This window comes from Phaeodactylibacter xiamenensis, from assembly GCF_000759025.1.
GTDB lineage: Bacteria > Bacteroidota > Bacteroidia > Chitinophagales > Saprospiraceae > Phaeodactylibacter > Phaeodactylibacter xiamenensis.
In genome coordinates this window covers 225702-243916 of sequence record NZ_JPOS01000079.1, presented here as the reverse complement: position 1 = coordinate 243916, position 18215 = coordinate 225702, and the positions used below count along the sequence as shown (strand labels likewise).

The 18215-nt window shown below is 52.3% G+C and carries 24 protein-coding genes; 22 read left to right on the top strand and 2 right to left on the bottom strand.

Annotation, left to right across the window (positions count from 1 at the left end):
• Window position 1 precedes the first annotated feature (1 nt).
• The 14 genes from IX84_RS20965 (at window position 2) to IX84_RS20900 (ending at window position 10476) form a co-directional block, all read left to right on the top strand.
• The gene (locus tag IX84_RS20965) at window positions 2–391 is read left to right on the top strand and encodes a hypothetical protein (protein ID WP_044225314.1); all 390 of its coding nucleotides are present in this window, start codon (window positions 2–4) and stop codon (window positions 389–391) included.
• A 28-nt stretch (window positions 392–419) separates the two neighbouring features.
• On the top strand, window positions 420–1892 hold the full coding sequence (locus IX84_RS20960; protein ID WP_044225312.1) for a hypothetical protein: 1473 nt from the start codon (window positions 420–422) through the stop codon (window positions 1890–1892).
• A gap of 10 nt (window positions 1893–1902) precedes the next feature.
• Complete coding sequence (locus tag IX84_RS20955; protein ID WP_044225310.1) at window positions 1903–2502, top strand: hypothetical protein; 600 nt, start codon at window positions 1903–1905, stop codon at window positions 2500–2502.
• A gap of 18 nt (window positions 2503–2520) precedes the next feature.
• Window positions 2521–3705 carry a hypothetical protein gene (locus IX84_RS20950; RefSeq protein WP_044225308.1) on the top strand — a complete coding sequence of 395 codons (1185 nt, stop codon included), beginning with the start codon at window positions 2521–2523 and terminating at the stop codon, window positions 3703–3705.
• A gap of 17 nt (window positions 3706–3722) precedes the next feature.
• Window positions 3723–5582 (top strand): sulfatase-like hydrolase/transferase, encoded by a 1860-nt coding sequence (locus IX84_RS20945; RefSeq protein WP_044225306.1) that lies wholly within the window; start codon window positions 3723–3725, stop codon window positions 5580–5582.
• A 3-nt stretch (window positions 5583–5585) separates the two neighbouring features.
• Window positions 5586–6170, top strand: coding sequence for a hypothetical protein (locus IX84_RS20940; RefSeq protein ID WP_044225304.1), 585 nt, complete (start codon window positions 5586–5588; stop codon window positions 6168–6170).
• A gap of 24 nt (window positions 6171–6194) precedes the next feature.
• The gene (locus IX84_RS20935) at window positions 6195–6602 is read left to right on the top strand and encodes a hypothetical protein (protein ID WP_044225302.1); all 408 of its coding nucleotides are present in this window, start codon (window positions 6195–6197) and stop codon (window positions 6600–6602) included.
• A gap of 9 nt (window positions 6603–6611) precedes the next feature.
• Window positions 6612–8261 carry a S8 family peptidase gene (locus tag IX84_RS31280; protein ID WP_052516251.1) on the top strand — a complete coding sequence of 550 codons (1650 nt, stop codon included), beginning with the start codon at window positions 6612–6614 and terminating at the stop codon, window positions 8259–8261.
• Window positions 8262–8382: 121 nt separating this feature from the next.
• The gene (locus IX84_RS20925; protein WP_044225300.1) at window positions 8383–8895 is read left to right on the top strand and encodes a hypothetical protein; all 513 of its coding nucleotides are present in this window, start codon (window positions 8383–8385) and stop codon (window positions 8893–8895) included.
• Window positions 8896–8910: 15 nt separating this feature from the next.
• On the top strand, window positions 8911–9249 hold the full coding sequence (locus tag IX84_RS20920) for a hypothetical protein (RefSeq protein ID WP_044225298.1): 339 nt from the start codon (window positions 8911–8913) through the stop codon (window positions 9247–9249).
• Window positions 9250–9254: 5 nt separating this feature from the next.
• Complete coding sequence (locus IX84_RS20915; RefSeq protein WP_044225296.1) at window positions 9255–9485, top strand: hypothetical protein; 231 nt, start codon at window positions 9255–9257, stop codon at window positions 9483–9485.
• A 5-nt stretch (window positions 9486–9490) separates the two neighbouring features.
• The gene (locus IX84_RS20910) at window positions 9491–9859 is read left to right on the top strand and encodes a hypothetical protein (protein ID WP_044225294.1); all 369 of its coding nucleotides are present in this window, start codon (window positions 9491–9493) and stop codon (window positions 9857–9859) included.
• On the top strand, window positions 9860–10075 hold the full coding sequence (locus IX84_RS20905; RefSeq protein ID WP_044225292.1) for a hypothetical protein: 216 nt from the start codon (window positions 9860–9862) through the stop codon (window positions 10073–10075).
• Window positions 10072–10476 (top strand): hypothetical protein, encoded by a 405-nt coding sequence (locus tag IX84_RS20900; RefSeq protein ID WP_152605170.1) that lies wholly within the window; start codon window positions 10072–10074, stop codon window positions 10474–10476. The genes IX84_RS20905 and IX84_RS20900 overlap by 4 nt, the downstream gene beginning before the upstream one ends.
• A gap of 195 nt (window positions 10477–10671) precedes the next feature.
• Here IX84_RS20900 and IX84_RS20895 read toward each other — a convergent pair whose 3' ends face one another.
• The gene (locus IX84_RS20895) at window positions 10672–11370 is read right to left on the bottom strand and encodes an IS630 family transposase (RefSeq protein ID WP_044224604.1); all 699 of its coding nucleotides are present in this window, start codon (window positions 11368–11370) and stop codon (window positions 10672–10674) included.
• Window positions 11367–11810, bottom strand: a complete 444-nt coding sequence (locus IX84_RS20890) for a helix-turn-helix domain-containing protein (RefSeq protein WP_044224607.1) — start codon at window positions 11808–11810, stop codon at window positions 11367–11369. The genes IX84_RS20895 and IX84_RS20890 overlap by 4 nt, the downstream gene beginning before the upstream one ends.
• Window positions 11811–12095: 285 nt before the next feature.
• Between IX84_RS20890 and IX84_RS20885 the strand changes: the two genes are divergently transcribed.
• The 8 genes from IX84_RS20885 to IX84_RS20855 all read left to right on the top strand — a co-directional run bounded on the left by IX84_RS20885 (window position 12096) and on the right by IX84_RS20855 (window position 18215).
• Complete coding sequence (locus IX84_RS20885; RefSeq protein ID WP_044225289.1) at window positions 12096–12413, top strand: hypothetical protein; 318 nt, start codon at window positions 12096–12098, stop codon at window positions 12411–12413.
• On the top strand, window positions 12406–13149 hold the full coding sequence (locus IX84_RS20880; RefSeq protein WP_044225287.1) for a D-Ala-D-Ala carboxypeptidase family metallohydrolase: 744 nt from the start codon (window positions 12406–12408) through the stop codon (window positions 13147–13149). The genes IX84_RS20885 and IX84_RS20880 overlap by 8 nt, the downstream gene beginning before the upstream one ends.
• 128 nt (window positions 13150–13277) lie before the next feature.
• Complete coding sequence (locus IX84_RS33565; protein ID WP_160213859.1) at window positions 13278–13442, top strand: hypothetical protein; 165 nt, start codon at window positions 13278–13280, stop codon at window positions 13440–13442.
• 153 nt (window positions 13443–13595) lie between these two features.
• Window positions 13596–14336, top strand: a complete 741-nt coding sequence (locus IX84_RS31275; RefSeq protein WP_052516250.1) for a glycoside hydrolase family 108 protein — start codon at window positions 13596–13598, stop codon at window positions 14334–14336.
• Window positions 14333–14590: a hypothetical protein gene (locus IX84_RS20870; RefSeq protein ID WP_044225285.1), complete on the top strand. Its 258-nt coding sequence runs from the start codon at window positions 14333–14335 to the stop codon at window positions 14588–14590. Before IX84_RS31275 ends, IX84_RS20870 begins: the two co-directional genes overlap by 4 nt.
• 3 nt (window positions 14591–14593) lie before the next feature.
• Window positions 14594–15406, top strand: a complete 813-nt coding sequence (locus IX84_RS20865; RefSeq protein WP_044225283.1) for an Eco57I restriction-modification methylase domain-containing protein — start codon at window positions 14594–14596, stop codon at window positions 15404–15406.
• The gene (locus IX84_RS20860) at window positions 15406–15645 is read left to right on the top strand and encodes a hypothetical protein (protein ID WP_044225280.1); all 240 of its coding nucleotides are present in this window, start codon (window positions 15406–15408) and stop codon (window positions 15643–15645) included. The genes IX84_RS20865 and IX84_RS20860 overlap by 1 nt, the downstream gene beginning before the upstream one ends.
• Window positions 15645–18215 carry a hypothetical protein gene (locus IX84_RS20855; protein WP_044225278.1) on the top strand — a complete coding sequence of 857 codons (2571 nt, stop codon included), beginning with the start codon at window positions 15645–15647 and terminating at the stop codon, window positions 18213–18215. Before IX84_RS20860 ends, IX84_RS20855 begins: the two co-directional genes overlap by 1 nt.

The window sequence follows — 18215 nt, the reverse complement described above, 5'->3', positions numbered from 1 at the left end:
TATGTCTTGCATAATCACAGGTAAGAAACCCTCCCTGCTCGATGACCCGGCAGTAACCGTGGACAACACCGCGTGGCTGGTCATCGAAACCAGCGACGGGAATGTCGTAAGGATTCACCCTTCCGAACTGACCTACCTGGTCGATCCGGAATGGGAAGCTTTCATCGACCCGAACTTCACTGGCACCACCCTGACCATCCCGCTGACCGAAAACAACGGCAAGCTGCCCGATGATGACGATCAGATTTTTGTGGATGTCAATGGCTTGGCGAGCCACATCGGCGCACATTGGAACCCGGTACGCAACGCAGAGGCAACTGCGGACGCTATCGAGTTCGTGGGTGCCAAAACCAACGACCGTATCGGTGTCCGTTTCCCTCGATCCGCATAATTATCCATCAGAAAACACCATCTACGCGATGAAAAAGCTACTCTTTATTCTTGCTGCCCTTTGTCTGACTGCTTCCTGGAGCTTTGCCCAGGAGCAGCGTATCGATCCGCCCCGAAACATCAAGCAGGCACCAGGCGCAAACTACGTCCTGCTTTCTGACGGGCCGGGCAACTTCCAGATTGTACCGGCTGCAAGCCTCCCCGGCGGTGGCGGCGGCGATGTCATTACCAACTTCACCTACAACGGTAGCGACCTGACCATCACTACCGATCAGGATGTTTTTGCTGTAAATGTGGATGCAGGGACCGTAGAAACGACCGTACCGATCAGCATCAATGGTACAGCCTACCCGAGCGGGACGGATATCCAAGTCATTCTGGGCGCTATCGGCACCGCTATAGACAACATAGGGCTGGTGGATAACGGCGACGGTACCTACACCTTTACCGATACAGACGGCAGCACCGTGACCATCAATACAGGCGGCGGTGGGGCAACGGTTACCGCCTCAAATGGCCTTAATGATCAGGACGCTACTTCAGATGTCGATGTGGAGCTGGGCGGCACGATGGAACGTAACACAGAGGTACTTGGTGCTAATTTCAATCTGGACTGGCAAACTTTCACGAATTATCGGGTAAGGGATTTGCAAGGGCAGTTTTTAGCAGAGACGGACACACTTGGCGGTACGAAAGGCAGCTTGCTTATTCAGCCTTCCGGTCAGACGATGCGGATGAACAACTACACATTAGGCGTAAAAGCAGACGTCTACACAAATATAGCAGGAGCCGCCACAATGAGGTATTCACAGCTTGATAACTCTTACCCTTCTATCGTGAATGTCTCTGCCGGTGGTATTGAAATCAGCCGAAAAGCAACGGCAGATACATCAGGCTTGTTTTTCACCGGCGATAGCGCAAGAATATTTACCACCCTACCTCTAGACTTCAGGAGCAATTCAGGTATTTCTTTTTTTGGAGGGAAATACGCTATGCCGGATGCTACACCCGGATCCGGGCAAAAGGTCGTGGTCTGGAATAGCGGTACGCCGAGCTTTCAGGATTATTCGGCAGGCAGCAGCGGTAGTGCCCCTACGATCAGCTCAATCACTGGAGGCGGCGCGACTATCATGGTCAAATACACCGGTACAGCCCCTACCCTATCCGGCAGCTCAGGCAACTGGACGATTACCGTTCCATCCGGAACTATTCTGGATTGGTTTCGATGGAATGGCAATAACTCATTTTTGACTGCCGGGGGCGACATGAATATCACCGTTCAGTGGGTAGGTGTGTCTTTCAATACCTCCCAAGCTGATGCCGTAATCCCTGATATTACCCTTGTGGAGCGCACTACAACTTTGAACCAACAACTTGATGTGCAAGGTGCAGGATGGAATGTTACTTGCCCTAATGCAGGCATAGGCGGGGGAGCTACTACATCCGTTATCAGCGGCCTTAATGGATTTGGAGGGGACTGGACGGTTATTGGAGAATTTTAAACCTGACAGGATGCAAAAGTACGCACTAATATTCATTGCTGTTTCAATTGCGCAATCACTATTTGCCCAGGTAGATACGCTCTACTCTGAAATGACAGGTACGTGTACTTTTGGTAATGTGACTGCGGTCGATTCGGACACCTATACTTTTGACATATTCGTTACGGATCAAGGGAGTGAATACTCGGCAAGTGATGTTGCAGTCGGCCATGTCATTATTGATGGCAATAAGAATAAATATATCGTAACTGCAATTAACGTGCAGAGCGTTTTTCTTACAAACATTACTGTCGATTGTATAGGCGGCAATTGTCCTGCGCCGTTCGGAAAAGGCCAGATTACGCAAGCTACCCCTAATTTCGGTTTTGATTTATTTACTCCGGATAATCAGAATGGCCTTTCGCAAATCATCAAAGCATCTTTAGAAACCTCTAACTGGTTAAAGCTCGATCAAATACTCAACGAACTGACGGCTGCAACAATCTATGGTTATTTCCTTAATCATGTCGATGCTGGAGCCGATGGAGTACCTGTGGGTTCTCCATACAAAGCTGCTTTAGGCAATACTATGGGTATGCCTTGGGGAGCCCTAATTATTCGTACACATTAAAAACAAACTTAGCGAATCATGAGAAATCTAATCATTATTGTTGCACTATTGCTCGCTGGGCAAGGTGTATTTGCCCAGGCAATCACTGGCGGCTCTGGTGTATGTGTTGTCAGCAGCGATCCTGATAACATTACGGCCATGCAAGACCAAGATGCTCGTTACGAGTGTGTTGTTGCCTGGGACAATACCAACCAGGTTCTTTACCTGTACGACTCAACACAGTCGGCCGGGAACCGGTGGACTGATGTCCCTCTATCAAGTGTGATTGACACCGATACCCGGCTGGACAATCCTAGAGTTGTAGGGGCAAACCTTGTTTTTGACCTTTACGACGAGATTACTGACACTGATCTTGGTGATTTGACTGTGCCGATCCTGGACATTGCTCCTGTGCAAGGTATTTCGGCAGGTACGGGTATAAACGTTACTGATGACGGCAACGGAAACTTTACCATAACCAACACCGCGCCTGCTAATGCTACGGATGAGCTTCAAACGCTGAGCAACTCCTTCCCTAACGCTTCAACAGGGCGTGTGACCCTTAGCGATGGCGGAGGAAATGTTGATATCGTTGAAGGTACTGCAATCGACATTGCGGATGACGGATCCGGAAATATAGAAATTACAAACACAGCCCCTGACCAAACGGTAGGGATCACAGGGGGTACAGGGATTAATGTGTCGGGCACATACCCCAACTTTACCATTACGAACTCAAGCCCGACCAATGGCACTGACGAGCTTCAAGACCTAACGCTTACCGGCAATGATCTCAGTTTGACGAACTCAGCAGTAGATATTGATTTGAGCCCTTATCTGGATAATACAGATACTCAGGATTTATCTCTGGTTGGCAATGACCTAAGCCTTACCGACGGTGGTACGGTAACTATTGATGGAGATGCCACGAACGAGGCACAGGAGCTTTCTATTGGGGTTGCGACTGGAACAGCTGCAGTAAGCTTGTCTGATGTTGGCGTACTTGATGGGGGAACCGTAAGTTTCATTGAAGGCGACGGTATTAGCATTACTTCAAACGGAAGTAATGGCGCGAATATCATCAACACTGAGTTTGCCTCCGTAGAAGCGGACGATCATGCTGATGCCGGGATTCAGGGTGTAAGCATTGGAGAGTATTTCTACACTTCGGCAACGAACACCATGGGATTGCCGGCCGGCACTAAGGTTATGCGCCGTTTCTAAACAATAAACCAGAAGCAATGCTTCGAGTTCCGTATAAGTACATCACATCATTCGTATTCCTTTTGATTGCGGCGAATTTGCAAGCGCAGAGCATCGTTGGGGGAGCTGCTGTCTGCAAAACAACAGGTGACCCTGATCTTATCTTAGATATGCAAACGATAGATCAAAGGTATCAATGTTCAACCGCTTGGGATACGGTAAATAATGTGATGTATTTGTACAACTCAGCAGCAACCGTGGGGCAAAGGTGGGAACCAGCACCAGGCAATGACAACTTGGGCAATCATCTCGCAGAACAAAACCTAGACATGGCAGACTTTGCGATTACAGATGCCGATCGAATCAGCGGGGGATTAGGCCCAAACTCTGCGACAAATGTTGCTGAAATTGACTTTAACGAACCTGTAGGCAGTGGAGTGGTTGGCAATGCGATGACGATGGAGCATAACGCTTCCATAATGATTACAAGTGATCGCAATGGAAATGCAACTACAGCTAGCGATGAACCTATAATTCTGTCGCAAGGCAGCATTGATACTGATGACCCAAATTATGTTGAGCTACTGAGAACTTACAATGGGACATTTAGGATTATGGATTCGTACAACATGGCAGTTACCGCTCCACCGGTTGATGGTGACTCGTATGTTCAATCCTGGACGAACGGCATCAACAACTGGACTAATACTAGCACATTTGGAGGTGGTGGAGGCGGGATATTCCAAATAGAAAACACATCAACCATCGCCAGCAGTAGCTCGACGAACAACTACCATCGAGGCAGCCTTGGCATTGGCGACTTTAGCAGCACTACCATTGGTGCAAGCTTTCATTTGTATGACCCTAACATGACTACGAAAGGCTTTGACTATTACTACGGTACATCTTATGGCCTAATCAATTACTACACCTGGGACTTTGAAGGTGCTGACGATGTGCGAGAGAATGGCATTTACCAACCGTCTGACGGCACTTACTTTACTGATAAGATTGCCGAGAAATGCGAAGACTACCTTGATAACTGGGCAAACTGTAACAGTTCACCGTTCTTTCTTTTTGTGCCAATGCTCGCACCGCACGTTGCTCCAAATGGTACAGGCTGTAATCGTCTTGAAATACCAGTAGATAGTCTGCCCAACGCACCTGGTAATTTAACTACATGCCAAAAAAGATACTGGGTAATGATGCGCCAAATGGACTATGCGATTAGCAGGATTGTAAATAAAGTCCGAAGCCTTGGCATCGAGGACAATACGATCATCATCTTTACCAGCGATAACGGGGGCGACGTGGACTATGCAGCCAGCAACGCCCCGTATAAAGGAGAAAAAGGACAACTCACAGAAGGAGGCATTAATGTCCCTGCAATCTGGTATCACAAAAACACAATTAGCCCGCAAGTAGTAAATATACCAGTTCAGGTAGAAGACTTCCACCCGACCTTATTGAAAATTGCAGGCAGGAACATTAGTGACATTGACCAAGACCTGGACGGGATTGACATTTATCCGCTCATAACAGGCGGATCTATTCCCAGTCGAATGTTTCTGAAGCAATATCAACCGACCAATAATGCTACGACCAGAACTTATGCCGTAATCGACGGTGATTATAAATTCTGCAATCTTTGCTTCTCCGGAGAATCTCTATACAACATCGCAAACGACCCGGATGAAAGCAGCAATATCATAGGTAGTAATTCGACCAGAGCAACAGCCATGCGGAATTTCGCAAACAGCTTTAGCAGTGCAACTACAAACAGATCGAATAATAATGCAACATCTCCACCCTCTGGCTGGCAGTCTATAGACGCATGGGCTATTCCGGAAACGTTCTACGATCCAAATTACTTCTACTACAGAAACCCTAAGAACTAAAACATGGAGCCTAAAATCTATCATATAAAGAAAGGAAAGACCGACTTCCGCCCTCGGGAGCCCTTCTGGCCGCATTGGGCGGTAGGCTTCGAGTTTGAAGCTGTCTTCCACCCCTCCTGCTGGTTCTCCAGTGAAGATGTAGGCGGTGACGACGACCGTGACGACTGGCTGAAGCTGACGGGCATGACGGCATTCTTTAGCTGGAATGACCACAACGCTGGCATGTTTGCCTTTCGCCCTACAGATGCAGAAGGCGTGATGGCAGTGACCGGCTACACCAACGATCGAAAAGGCAACCGGACGGTAGGCAGGAAATCAATCCTGTTCAAAGAGGTAGAGGTCGGGCAGCGATTCTATGGGAAGGGGATGCTCAATGCGACCTGGCCTATTACGGCAGATAGCATTGACTACTTTCTGGACACACCGGCTGGCACCTGGTCGGCCTCCCATCGCTTCGATATCCCCTTTTTGCCCCTTTACCGGCAGATCGGCACCTATTGGGGCGGGAAGAACAACTCGCCCGGGCCCTACGGCGGCGCGGCTCCATGGGATGCCTCCCTCGAATTAGCCTTTAACTGGATCAACTAACACGCCCCCTGTAAATGAGCACCTATGCCACACTCCGACTACAATTTCTGGACCGCCATAGTTATTCCAATCGCAACACTGGTTGTGGGATGGCTGGGCAAAGCTTTTCACTTCCGTACCCGAGAGAAACAGAACAAGGAAGAGAATGAAGCCCTGGCCATCGCCAATACCCTGCGCAACGACCTGATGGCAAGCCTTGCGGAATACCAGGCCAAGCTCATACAGTCGAACGACCATATACAGAAGCTGGAAGAGCGCATGGACGAAAAAGAACAGCAGTACCGGCGTGAAATGGCACAAAAGCAAGAGGAAATCGCCCTGCTCAAAACAGAAATACAAATCTACCGCAACGAAGTATCAGAGCGCGACCGGCAGATCAGCGACCTGCGCAGCCGGTTAGCCAAACTCGAAAAGCAAATCAATCCACAATAATATCAAGCTATGAAAAATCTATTTTCATTACTGCTCCTGCTGCTGATTACGGTCAGTGGCTTCGGGCAGATTTTCAGCCCCAACCGCCCGGACAATATTCCCCGGCAGGTGTGGCGGCAGCTCCCCCGCGATGTCCGCCAGGATGTAAAGGAGGATTACAAATTTGAGCGCAAGCTCGCCAAAGAGCGCGAAAACACGTCAGATACCATCTTCATCCCGCCCGGAGAGTCTGTAGCCCTGCCCCTTACGCCGGCCGTAGCCGATGTGCTGAGCTACGAAGCCAACTGGGGGCGCGTGTACCTGGAATGGGACCGCTATGAAGACCAGCTATTGTCGCAAGTCCCCGCCGGGCAGAAGTACGCTATTGTGCTGACCGCAGATACCGGCTTTCCGGACAACATCAACCTGGAGCCCTACATCTACGACCAATTTGTACGCAGCTATACCGGGGAGCCGGTGCTCGACAACCACGGCCACGCCACCCACGTCATTGGCAGCATCGTAGGGCATACCACCCAACGCGCTTACGGCATAGCCGCGAAGTTTGCGGAAGCCGGTCTGGTGAAGATTGCGATTGCCAAAGTCTGCACCGGTAGCGGCAGTTGCCCAAGTTCAGGCATTGCCCAATCTATCCGCGAGTTTACAGACGCTACCCAGGCAAAAGCCGATCAGGGACACCCCAGCTACATCAACCTGAGCCTCGGCGGAGGCGAAAATGCAGCCATGCGGCAAGCTATCGAATACGCCACCAGCAAAGGCGTGATTGTGGTAGCCGCCAACGGCAACCGTGGTGTAAGCCCGCCGTCCTTCCCCGGCATTATGAACGAAACCGTAGGCGTAGGCGCAATCGACCGCAACGGCAATAAAGCCAACTTTAGCCAGTTTGGCCCCACCACACAGTACGCCGCGCCCGGAGTCCTCATTCCCAGCCTTTGCATAGGCAACCGGGAATGCGTAATGTCCGGAACCTCGATGGCAACGCCCCACATCGTTGGAGTATTAGTCTGCCTCGATCTGGCGAACGCCGGGCTTACGAACCCGGAGCTGCTCAACTATGCCGCCGTGTACGCCACCGACTTGGGTGAACCGGGCCACGACCACTACTACGGGCATGGATCGCCCAAACTAAAGCAGTACCTGGACAACCCGGCAGACGGCAACGAAGAGCCCGACGAACCGGATGATCCGGGCGACGGAGGCGACAACCCCGGCATCATCCGTGAAAACCGTACCCTTACCTACGAACTGAAAGGGGAATGGACCATGCCGTGGATGACCGTGCAGGCTTCCTCAGCTACAGACGAGCCCGCCTTCATCATCGACCTCGATAAGAATACCGTAGCCAATTTTGACGGCGTAGCTACCATCACCTACATACAGGTCGCCGTGGAAACCAATACCGATGCAGGCACCACCTTTGAGCTGACGATGGACAATACGAACACCTACCACTATGGCCGCGGGTTAGGGCTGCGAAGCCCCGCCGATGTATCAGACGCAGTAGGATGTAGCAGCTACTTCTACGACATGCTCCTGGACAAAGGCAGCGGCAACCTGGAAGAGCAGGAAGTCCACGTCCTAAAAGTACGCGGTCACGATCAGGACGGCACCCCCATCACCCTCAACGAAGACGATCTGAGGCACTGGCCCCGCCGGTAGCCACACTTTTTGATACCCAACGATTCCCGCTGTGCTCGAAACGGCGGGAAACGTTGCCAAACGGCCGTACACGGAACGGCTTTTTTGTAATCCCCCTATTATTGGGCAATAATCTATAGCTATGAAAACGACAACGTTCACGAAACTGCAGGCTACCCTCGACAGCCGCAACTTTTTTGTCAGCCTGATCAGCCTCGTGCTGCTCACGCTGGAAGCCAATGACCTCAGCATCGGCACAGACGCTGATAGCATTTACGATGCCTTTGCCTCAGGCGAGCTCGGGCGCATCCTGTCCCTGGTCCTCATCAACTTCCTCAACCCCCTGATGAAGATCATCCGGGGCGAAGCAGGCTGGAGCTGGGGCTTTCTGAAAAGCTGGAACTTCCGCACCCAGGCACTGACCGCCGTGCTGATTTTCTTTACCGGTATTGGGGTCGTTTTCCCGGAAGGTGCAGCATCCAACCTCATTGACGCGCTGGCTGGCGGAGAGCTCAATCTGATTATCCTTGCGCTGGCCGCCAACATCATCAATCCATTCCTTCATTTTTTCCGCGATAAGGCTGAAGACCGCCGCCGGGAAGTACCGGGAGAATCCGAAACCCCGGACAGCCCACTCGGCAAGGCTATCGCGTAACCAAAAAACTATCCAATGGACTATTCCAACGTTGGAGCCGGGGCGATCAATGCCTGGCAAAACGGCTCCGTCGGCAACCAAAACGGTGTGCCGGTCAATCAGAATGAGACGACATCAGGCAACAGCTGGTTCTCCGGTGAGAATGTCAGCGGCTGGCTGGGCGGCGTTTCCAGCGTGATCGACTCCCTAAAAGGCAATCAGGGCCCGGATACCGTAATCTATCAGACCGTACCGCCGCCGGACACCGATCAGAATAAGGGGCTCAGTACCGGTGCCCTGATCGGGATCGTAGTAGGCGTGATCCTCCTTTTCGTCATGCTGCTGGCCCTGATGGCCCGGCGCAAAAAATCATAAAAATTATGGCAACAACGAACGACAACGTCCCGGTCAAGGACGAAGAGCAGCCCTTCCCACCGCCCGTCACCACCGAGCCCGGCGTAGAAGTAGCCGGAGGCCCAAAAAAGGGCTGCAGCTGTGGAAGCGAAGGGGAAGGCGATTGTAAGGCAAAGCGCCGCAAGATGATGCTAATCCTGCTGGCAGCAGGCGCCGCTATCGGGCTGGCGCTCTATTTTGCATTCCGGAAAAAATAGCAGGCATGGGGTTTTGCGTAGGCGGGAAATGGTGCAGGGCTCAGGAGTGCCGCAACCGGTGTGAAAGCTGGTTTGGGACGATGGTTGATGTGGCAGATGCATGTAAGAAAGCCTGCAACAACAGCGTATCATTCACGAAAGATGAGTTCCTATGTTCGGGGCAATACCTGGACATAGGCCCGGTGATGCTGCGCTATAAGTTTGACCCCTGCCCGGACGACCTGCTTACTATGGAATCCATTCTTGACCCCGCCAACAAGCGCACCGAAGAAGAAGACCGGCTTAGGCTCTATGCCCCCTACCTGATCGGTGCATCCGTTTTATTTCTGGGCGCACTGGCTCTAATTTTGTTTGCCCCCACCAAAAAAAGATAAATGGGCCCGATTTCAGCCATAGCGAATGCCTTGAGCAGCATCACGAGCACCGTGGTGGATGCCTTTACCTTCAAAGACCGGGCCATGTACAACAACATGCCCGGTTATAGCGACCCAAAGGACTATCTGAGCCCTAAGTTTGGGATAGAGCTATTTATTGGGGGGATGTTCCTGCTGTTCATCGTTATTGGTGTTGTCGTAGCCTTACGCCGATGAAAAAACAAGACTACATATTCGCTGCTATGCTTACCCTTATCGCTGTAGTCCTCATGGCTGTCCTGCGCCGCCCCCGCCGCCGGGAGCAGTCCACCTCCCCTACCGAGCCTAACCCGGTTGACCTCCTACTGGTTGACGAAAGCGCTGAGCGCGTGCTGGAGTGCGAATATCAGCCCCACCACAATATGGATACGGACCTCGATGTCATTGACGTAGTCAACAACCGTATGCGCCTCCTGCAGCGCAACCGCACCACCGCCCTCCAGGTGCGCGAAAAATCCAAAGCCAACAACTGGAGCTATTACAAAACCCTGTACAACGAAGCCCTCCGGCAGCTGCTCATCGAGGGCATGCTCGTACACAACAATCCGGATGCTTGCGGTGTCCCGGAAAAATCTTAAATTGCGATAAAAGCAACTTTTATGAAAAAGAATGAAGATCAGCTAAGCATGAAAAACCTGGGGATGATCAAAATGCACCCCGGCACCATCAGAGAGCTGCGCAAGATGTATGAAGAATACGAAAAGAGCCTACCCGAAGGCGAGCACAAGCTAGTGGTCTGTCAACATAAAAGATGGGGGTTGGCTATGGAAGGCTCATGTCTTGACTTTAGGATAGACCGCCTTGAGTTTGATGCGAGCATCACCGACTTTCATTTGCCAGTCAACTTCCCGTTGAGTTAGATTGACATCCGTCGCCCATGCTGCTATTTCTTCTTGTAGCGTTTCCAATGTCCCTATTCGCCGGTTTTTGAGGCACTGCCTTGTCATTGCGCTAAGCTCATTCTCTGCAATATTAAGCCAGCTGCCATGTTTTGGTGTGTACACAAAATGGATGCGCTTGACATAGGCTCTTGCTTTTTCAGGCGTGAACACCTCATAGAATGCCCCTTTAGTGTGGGTGTTCAGATTGTCACAAACTAGTGTGACCTGTTTGCAGTCAACGTATCGGGTATCAAGCAGCTGTGCAACTTCTAAGGCCCAGTCGGCTTTGGTCCGCTGATCGCGTGCTGTGGCTTGGCGCCAGCCTGCCAAGGGTTCGCAAAACATAAAGATACTGGCTGTCCCAGCCCGCTCGTATTCATAGTCGACCCGTTTAGGGCGTGCTTTAGTAGCCTCAATGGGCTTGCGTGTCTCCTTTACGAGCTGGACTGGCTGTTCATCCATGCACACCATCGGGCGCAGAGGGTCGTAGGGCAATTCGTAGGTATCTAGCACCTCTTCCATACACGCCACAAACTCTGCGTCTGTTTCTGGTGGGATAACCCAATACTCAAGGCTCTGCTGCGAATTCATACCGTTTTTTTTAGCGTATTGCGTACCGTCTCGTGGCTGATCTGCTCAACCACTCCCAATTCCACCACCTTGCGGGCAAGCAGCCGCAAAGACCAGTTGGCATAGCCTTTGGGAGCAGCCCCAAGCCGCATGGCAATGATGGACGCCTCCTGTTTTCCATCAAGCAGCTTGGGGTTTGGTGGGGTGTCCCGCTTTTTACGGTTCAAACATTCCGAAAAACCATGCTCAACGAAGCGCCTGCGTGTATTTTCTACAGTGCTGACGCGGCAGCGGTAAGCCTCCGAGATTTGCTTATCGGGCCAGTTCGCGCCGTTAACGTCGGCCTGTAGAAGAATTTGAGCCCGACGTACTTTTTGATTGCTCCCTTTTAGCTGTGTAGTGACCCGCAGAGCTTCTTCGCGCTCTGATTCGCTTAGCCTGATAATGTATTTTTTATTCATCGCAACTGAGGTTCGTTGCAGGTAAGTTCAACCTTTTAGATGTCTTTTCCAACCCCTATCTTTAACTTTGACAGACCACTAGTGGTCTGTCAAGTGTTAATTTATGGGTTGAGTGGGAGCGAATTTTGAGGCTAATCAAGGCGGATGTTCCCGCGCATAGCAGCGCTACGTAAGGGGTTATCCAACGAAGAGTAGCCTCAAAAGTCGCCGCAGGCAACCCCTAGTTTTAGCCTTGACAGACCACTAGACAAAGGCGAGTTTTTTGGCCAGCACTACGAAAAAGTAATGTCGGCATACTCTGACCTGTACGCCAAGCACAAGCTACAGCAAGCCCAGTTGGAGAATGCCCAGTCCGCTTATCAGAATGCCGCTGAAGATGTAGGGGGGGGCGAAGAGGAACCCATACAAACAGATCCAGAAACCGAAGAAATCAACCTCCTGCACCGGCAAATCCGGAAGCTGGAAAAACGCCTGGACAAAGCTCAGAATGGCGGCGAAATCAACTGGTACGCCATCGGAGCAGCAGGTGTCGCAATTCTATTTGCCATAGGCGCGGTCTATATCGCCCTGCAAATCCGAAAAAAGGTAAAGAACGATGAGTAACCTCCAAACTTACATACCGCAGGCACCCAACGAGACAACCGGCTACGTGATGGTGTCCAACTCCAGCCAAAAGTTGCGGGAGAACTTCACCGTGGGCGAGTTCTACAACCCGAAGACCGGGCTTCCGTCCCATCCACTGGCGGTCAGCGTCATCGACGCGGTGCAATACCTGCGTACTAAGTTTGGAATGCCGATCCGCATCACCAGCACCTACCGCAACTACATCCCAACGGGCCCGGGCGTAGTGGGAGCCGCCACGCACTCCCCCCACATGCTTGCCCAGGCTATCGATTTCCAGTTCATCGGCAGCAAGCGCGAAGTTAACCCGATCTACATTGAGCTGCGGGACGACTTCGACAACAAGGGCCCTATCTTTCAGGAATTGTGGGATATGGGCATACGCGGGTTTGGCAGCTACGACACCTTTCTGCACCTCGACTGCGTACAAAGCGAGCTCTACCCCGTATTCGCCGCCAAGCGCACCCGCCGCCACCAGGGCCAGCTCTACAGCCGCTGGAATAGCATGAAAACCCTTCGCAACCTCTACGTTGGGCCTACAAACGTAGTGCTCGATACCATACTGGTCACTGCCGGAGAAATCCGTGGCGTATTCGCTGAACTGGGCAACGCAGAAGACCGTGGTAAGGACATTCGGGCAAAGCACGTTATGACCATCGCCCTGGTGCTTGCCGTTGCCGGAGCGCTCGTCTATTTTGGCTACCGGTACTTTATGTAACAATAAGATGAATATAGAAACCGCATAAAAAAAGCGCTGCCCAAAGGAAGGACAACGCTAACCCATAATTTACCTATTATTATAAATGTACGATTTTGTTTGTACAAAAACAAGTATTCTTTTTGGGAATGAAAACACCACCCAAGTCCATACTCATCGTGCAATTCGAGGACCAATCAACCTACCGCTTTGAAAACGGCGAACTGGCAGAAGAAGTCGAAGGCAGCCCCATCGGAAACCACCAATCCGACCCTGAAATTACTAAGGGCGTTTCAGTCAAAAATTGCGAATAAGGCAACTAATGATTAATTTAGTGGCTCGAAGAGCTGCTATCATTAAGGTTGTGACTAACCGCAGCCAGAAAGAAAGCGCCCAGCCCCTTATCTACGGGGGAAGGCGTTTTCTTCAGCAGCATTCAAAAGGATAGCAGTTAACAAATACTGCTAATGGCAAGCTTCAATTTATTCGCGGGCAAAATCCTACAGATCGAGGGCGGTTACAACGACAACCGCGACTGGGATGAGAACTTTTTGAACGGAGCGTTCATCGGTACTAAGTACGGTATTACGCCCGCTACACTCGCCCACCACCTGCGCCGGGACATTACCCAGGCAGACATGGTAAACCTGACTAAGGCAACCGCTCTGGAAATCTACGAAAAGGAATACTGGGACCGTTACCGCCTTAGCGAGTTCGACAGTCAGGACTTAGCGGAGATCGTAGCGGACGGCATCATCCAGCACGGCCCGGGCGGCAACGGGGACACTAGCGGTGTAACGATGCTGCAGCAAACCCTCAATGACCTGGGGGAAGACCTCGAAGTCGATGGCATACTGGGGAGCCTGACCGTAGCCGCCTCCAACCGCCAAAGCAAAATCAATGGCGGGCTCCTATATAACCTCTACCGGGACTCCCGCCTGAAATACTACGAATGGCTTGCCCTGCAAGACCCACGAAAGCTCAGCGTACTGCCGGGCTGGAAAAACCGCATCAACAACCACTTTCCGGAAAAAGAAGACGGCGCCGTCATCGTCACCGCCTCCAAATTCCCTGTAGACCGCCTAATCGAAGTAGCGGTAGCAAAGTATGGCTGGGGCTGGATTATTGCTGCCGCTGTGCTGGTGCCAGTCACTGCGTATGCGGTGTACCAGCTCTTTTTCCGGAATGAAAAACCAGCCGCCGCATGAAAAGCCTGTTCGCCCAATCAGGAGAAAAGCCAATCGCCAAGCCTTACGAGCCCCGGCCCAAGATGCCTAAGCCGCTCTTGACTACGGAACAGGCCTTCTACATCGTGATAGGAATAATATTTCTAATGCCTGTTGCTGGTACTTTTTTGTACCGGCGAGGGCACCTGCTTGCAGGCCGGATTTTGATAGGGCTATTTATCCTACTGATCCTCATCAACCTGCTGGGCACTAGTGAAATCGGAGCAAAGAAGTAAATTATGACCAACCGGCAAGCCTACGGGCTCAACCGACAGATCGAAGCCTTGATTGACCAAAAAGGCATAAACCCAACTGCATATTCAGCAGATGAGAAAACCATGCTTAGCCAGTATTCCGGCTACGGCGGGCTAGACCAGTTTTTGGAAGAATCGAACGCGGGAATCCTCTACGAGTTTTTCACGCCCATACCTATAGTCAAAAAGATGTGGGGCTTGGCACTAAAACTTGGTTTCAAAGGAGGCGAAGTCCTGGAACCGGCAGCGGGCAATGGGGTATTCCTTGCTCAGGTGCCCGCCCGGCAATACCTGGAACGGGATGCCGTGGTGACCGCTATTGAGCCGCAGCAGTACAGCTATGCTATTCTGCGCATTCTTTATCCCGAAGCCCGGGCTGTTCAGGGCTTGTTTGAACAGCAATTCATTAATGAGGAAGTCAATTTGTCTATCAAAAACAGGGCCGCACCAGTGTTTGATTTAATCATTGGCAATCCTCCTTATGGAAGTATTACAGGTGGTAAAGGGGGGCGGTACATGGAAATGGGCGAAAGGAGTTATACAAAAGCGCGGTCATACGACGAATACTTCATCCGGCGCGGGATCGACTTGCTCAAGCCCGGCGGCATCCTGATCTACATCATCGGCTCAGAAGTGGCCAACGGCGGCGTGCCTTTCCTTCAGCGCGGCAACAGCCAGGTAAAGGAAGAAATTGCGGCCCGCGCCACCCTCTCGGATGCCTACCGCCTGCCCAACGGTGTATTCGACCGCACCGACGTACTGAGCGACATCGTTTGTTTCACCAAAAACGCAGCATAATGGACGCACAAGACCTACTCAACGACCTGAAAACCGCCATCAACGAGCAGCTGGACCAGTGCGAGGAAGACGGCACCGGCACCTTCACCCCAAAGGTGTGCAGCTTCATCAACAAGCCCGGTGGGCGGGAGAAAATCGTGCAGCTCGTGGTCAACTACGTGGCAGAAGAAGGCATGACCATTGCTGAGGCGATCGACCACATCGAGCGCGACTTTAACGATAATCTAATGGAACACTAATGACCGTACTTGGCAAAAAGATCATCCTTTCCATGCCCAACGGCGAGAAGCGCGATGCCCGGTTCGCTATTGTGGAGCTGGACAGCGTGCTGGCTTCTCACAACGAGCTGACCTTTGCGCCTACTCCCGGCTACCCGGTAAACGAGCAGAGGCAAAACGTGAACGACCGCAACTACGAGGACGACGCAGCGGCACAAGAGCGGGTGCGGGACAATGCCCGCAGGCTGGACCCTTACCGCCTGCTGACTACGAGCCGGACACCATCGGGCAGCCCCATCGTCGCCGGGCAGCAGATTGATGGCAAATGGATTGTCGTCTCTGGCAACAACCGCACCATGAGCACCAAGCTTGCGGCAAGCCGGCACCCGGAGAACTACAAAGCCTATGTGGATGCGCTGTGCGAAGAACTGGAAGCCTTTGGTTTTTCAACTACGGGCAAAACCGAAAGGATAGATTGCCAGAACGGGAAGCTGATTTACCTGCCCACGGGCGACGATTTCAGCATCAACAACGATGCCTATCAATTCCGCCAGCCTTTGCTCGTGCGGATCGACTACGGCTTCCCGGCTTTTCAGACCCGGGAGCTGGCCAAGTACAACCAAAGCACCATGAAGGGCAAGCGGGCGGTGGACAAAACCATTGAGCGCAGCAACAGCCTGCGGGAAAACCCGCTGTGCCAAACCCGCATCCCGGCTATGCTCGACCAGCACGAGCGCATGAGCGATTTCTACGCCGACCGGACGGCCCAAAAGCAGATGCTCGAAGCCCTGCTACAGTGCAACATCATCACGGAGCAGTCCGTCCCCGAATATTATGACGAGGGCTACTTCACAAACGCCGGGAAAGAACTCGTAGAGTCAGTCCTGGCGGGCGTAGTGCTGGAAAAAGCGGCCCTGAAAGCCGCCGAGCGGGACGGCATCAAGCAAGCCCGGCGGGTGGTGGTGTACGCCATGCCCGTACTGGTCAGCAACAGCACTTTGCCCGGCAGCGCTAACCTGATACCCCACATCAACGATGCCATCCTGTACCTGAACGAGATGAAAGCCAGCGGGCTCCCTTTCGACCAGTTTATCAATCAGGGTGCCTTGTTCTCCGAAAAGGCGTGGCCCCCACAGGCCATCTACCTGAGCCGCCTGATGTCCCAGGGGCAGCGCAAATTCAAAAGGGCAATTAAGGCATTTAACGAGAGCGTGCGGCGCAACACCGGGGCAGCACTGTTTTCTGATGAGAACGTCACTCCTGAAGAAGCATTCCAAGCTTATGTAATTGATCACATACCGGCAGAGGAAGCCCGGCTGATCGAAGCGTATGCCAACGCCCCCAACCCGCCCAAAAGCCGCTACCCGGACTGGCTTTTCGTCGGCAACATGGGCGGCAGTACGGTCTATGCTGACCGCCGAAAACGCAAAAACGACGACTACCTGAGCATCGCCCACCTCAACCCATACAACGGCGAAGTAACCCGGCTGATTAAGCCAACCGACAAAGATTACAGCCAAGACTATGAACTCGTTTACCAGCTGGCGGAAGAGGATGGGGTTAAGCAAATGCCTGAAGCGGAAAAAGAGCTTGACCCCCGCCCCGGAGATTACTTTGTCTCCGTGCATGACCAGGGGCAAAAACCGGTGCTTGCCCTTGGGCCGTTCCCCAATCATCAGGAGGCACTTGACAACGTGGGCGCGGTACGCGAGTATGTCACGGCCAATGACCCACAGGGTCATTTTTACGCTTATGGTACTGCCCGGCAGGAAAAGGGCACCGGCAATACGGGCAAGCTCAACTCGAAACTGGTCTATGCGCCCGGGCGGCCAATGTTAGCGCAACGTGGCGTACCGGTCAAAACCGATACCTTCTTCGCCCATGGCATACAGGTAAAAGTGACAGACCACGGTGGAAAGGACGGCAACTGCCGGATGCCCCATGGAGGGCCCCGCCTGCTCAGCCTGCAGGCAAAGCCCGGCAGCCAGCCTTTTATGCAAGATTACTACAAGGCCGTATGCGAAGCCGCCCGGCGGTACGATGGCATTTACTACGAAGTCGGCGGCCCGGCAGAAGAGCTTGTCAATAAGCTGCTCAAAGGGGCACTGGAGAGCGGGGAGCCTTCTGTTAAGATCATCTTTGGCTCCCGCCAGGAAGTGTGCGGTAAGGTCTATCACAAAATCCGCTACATCGGCAAAGCCCTGCCGCCTCCGGTTTTATCGCCCTACGAACAGATTTTCATGGAGTCGTTCGGCATCTCCCAGGCAGATGCCCACGAGATCTGGATGCGGGCCATGGACGAGTACGGCCGTCCACTTGACGATGTCAGCCGGGCAGAGCTGGTCCGGCGTGGGAAGGGCCAGCTTGATGCGCTAAAGTGGGAGCGCACTGAAGAAGGCTATCAATACCTGATTGGTCTGAACCAGGAAATACTTGGGGCCCCTCGTGAGGGAGCAAAAAACAGGCCGGCAAAAAACAGCTCCAGGAAAAAACCCAAAGCAGTGAAACCTTCGCCCAAAGAGGCCACCACCAAACTGCTGTTGGCGAAAGCCAAAAAGAAAAAGAAGCTCAAACTCTTAAAACTGGGATAG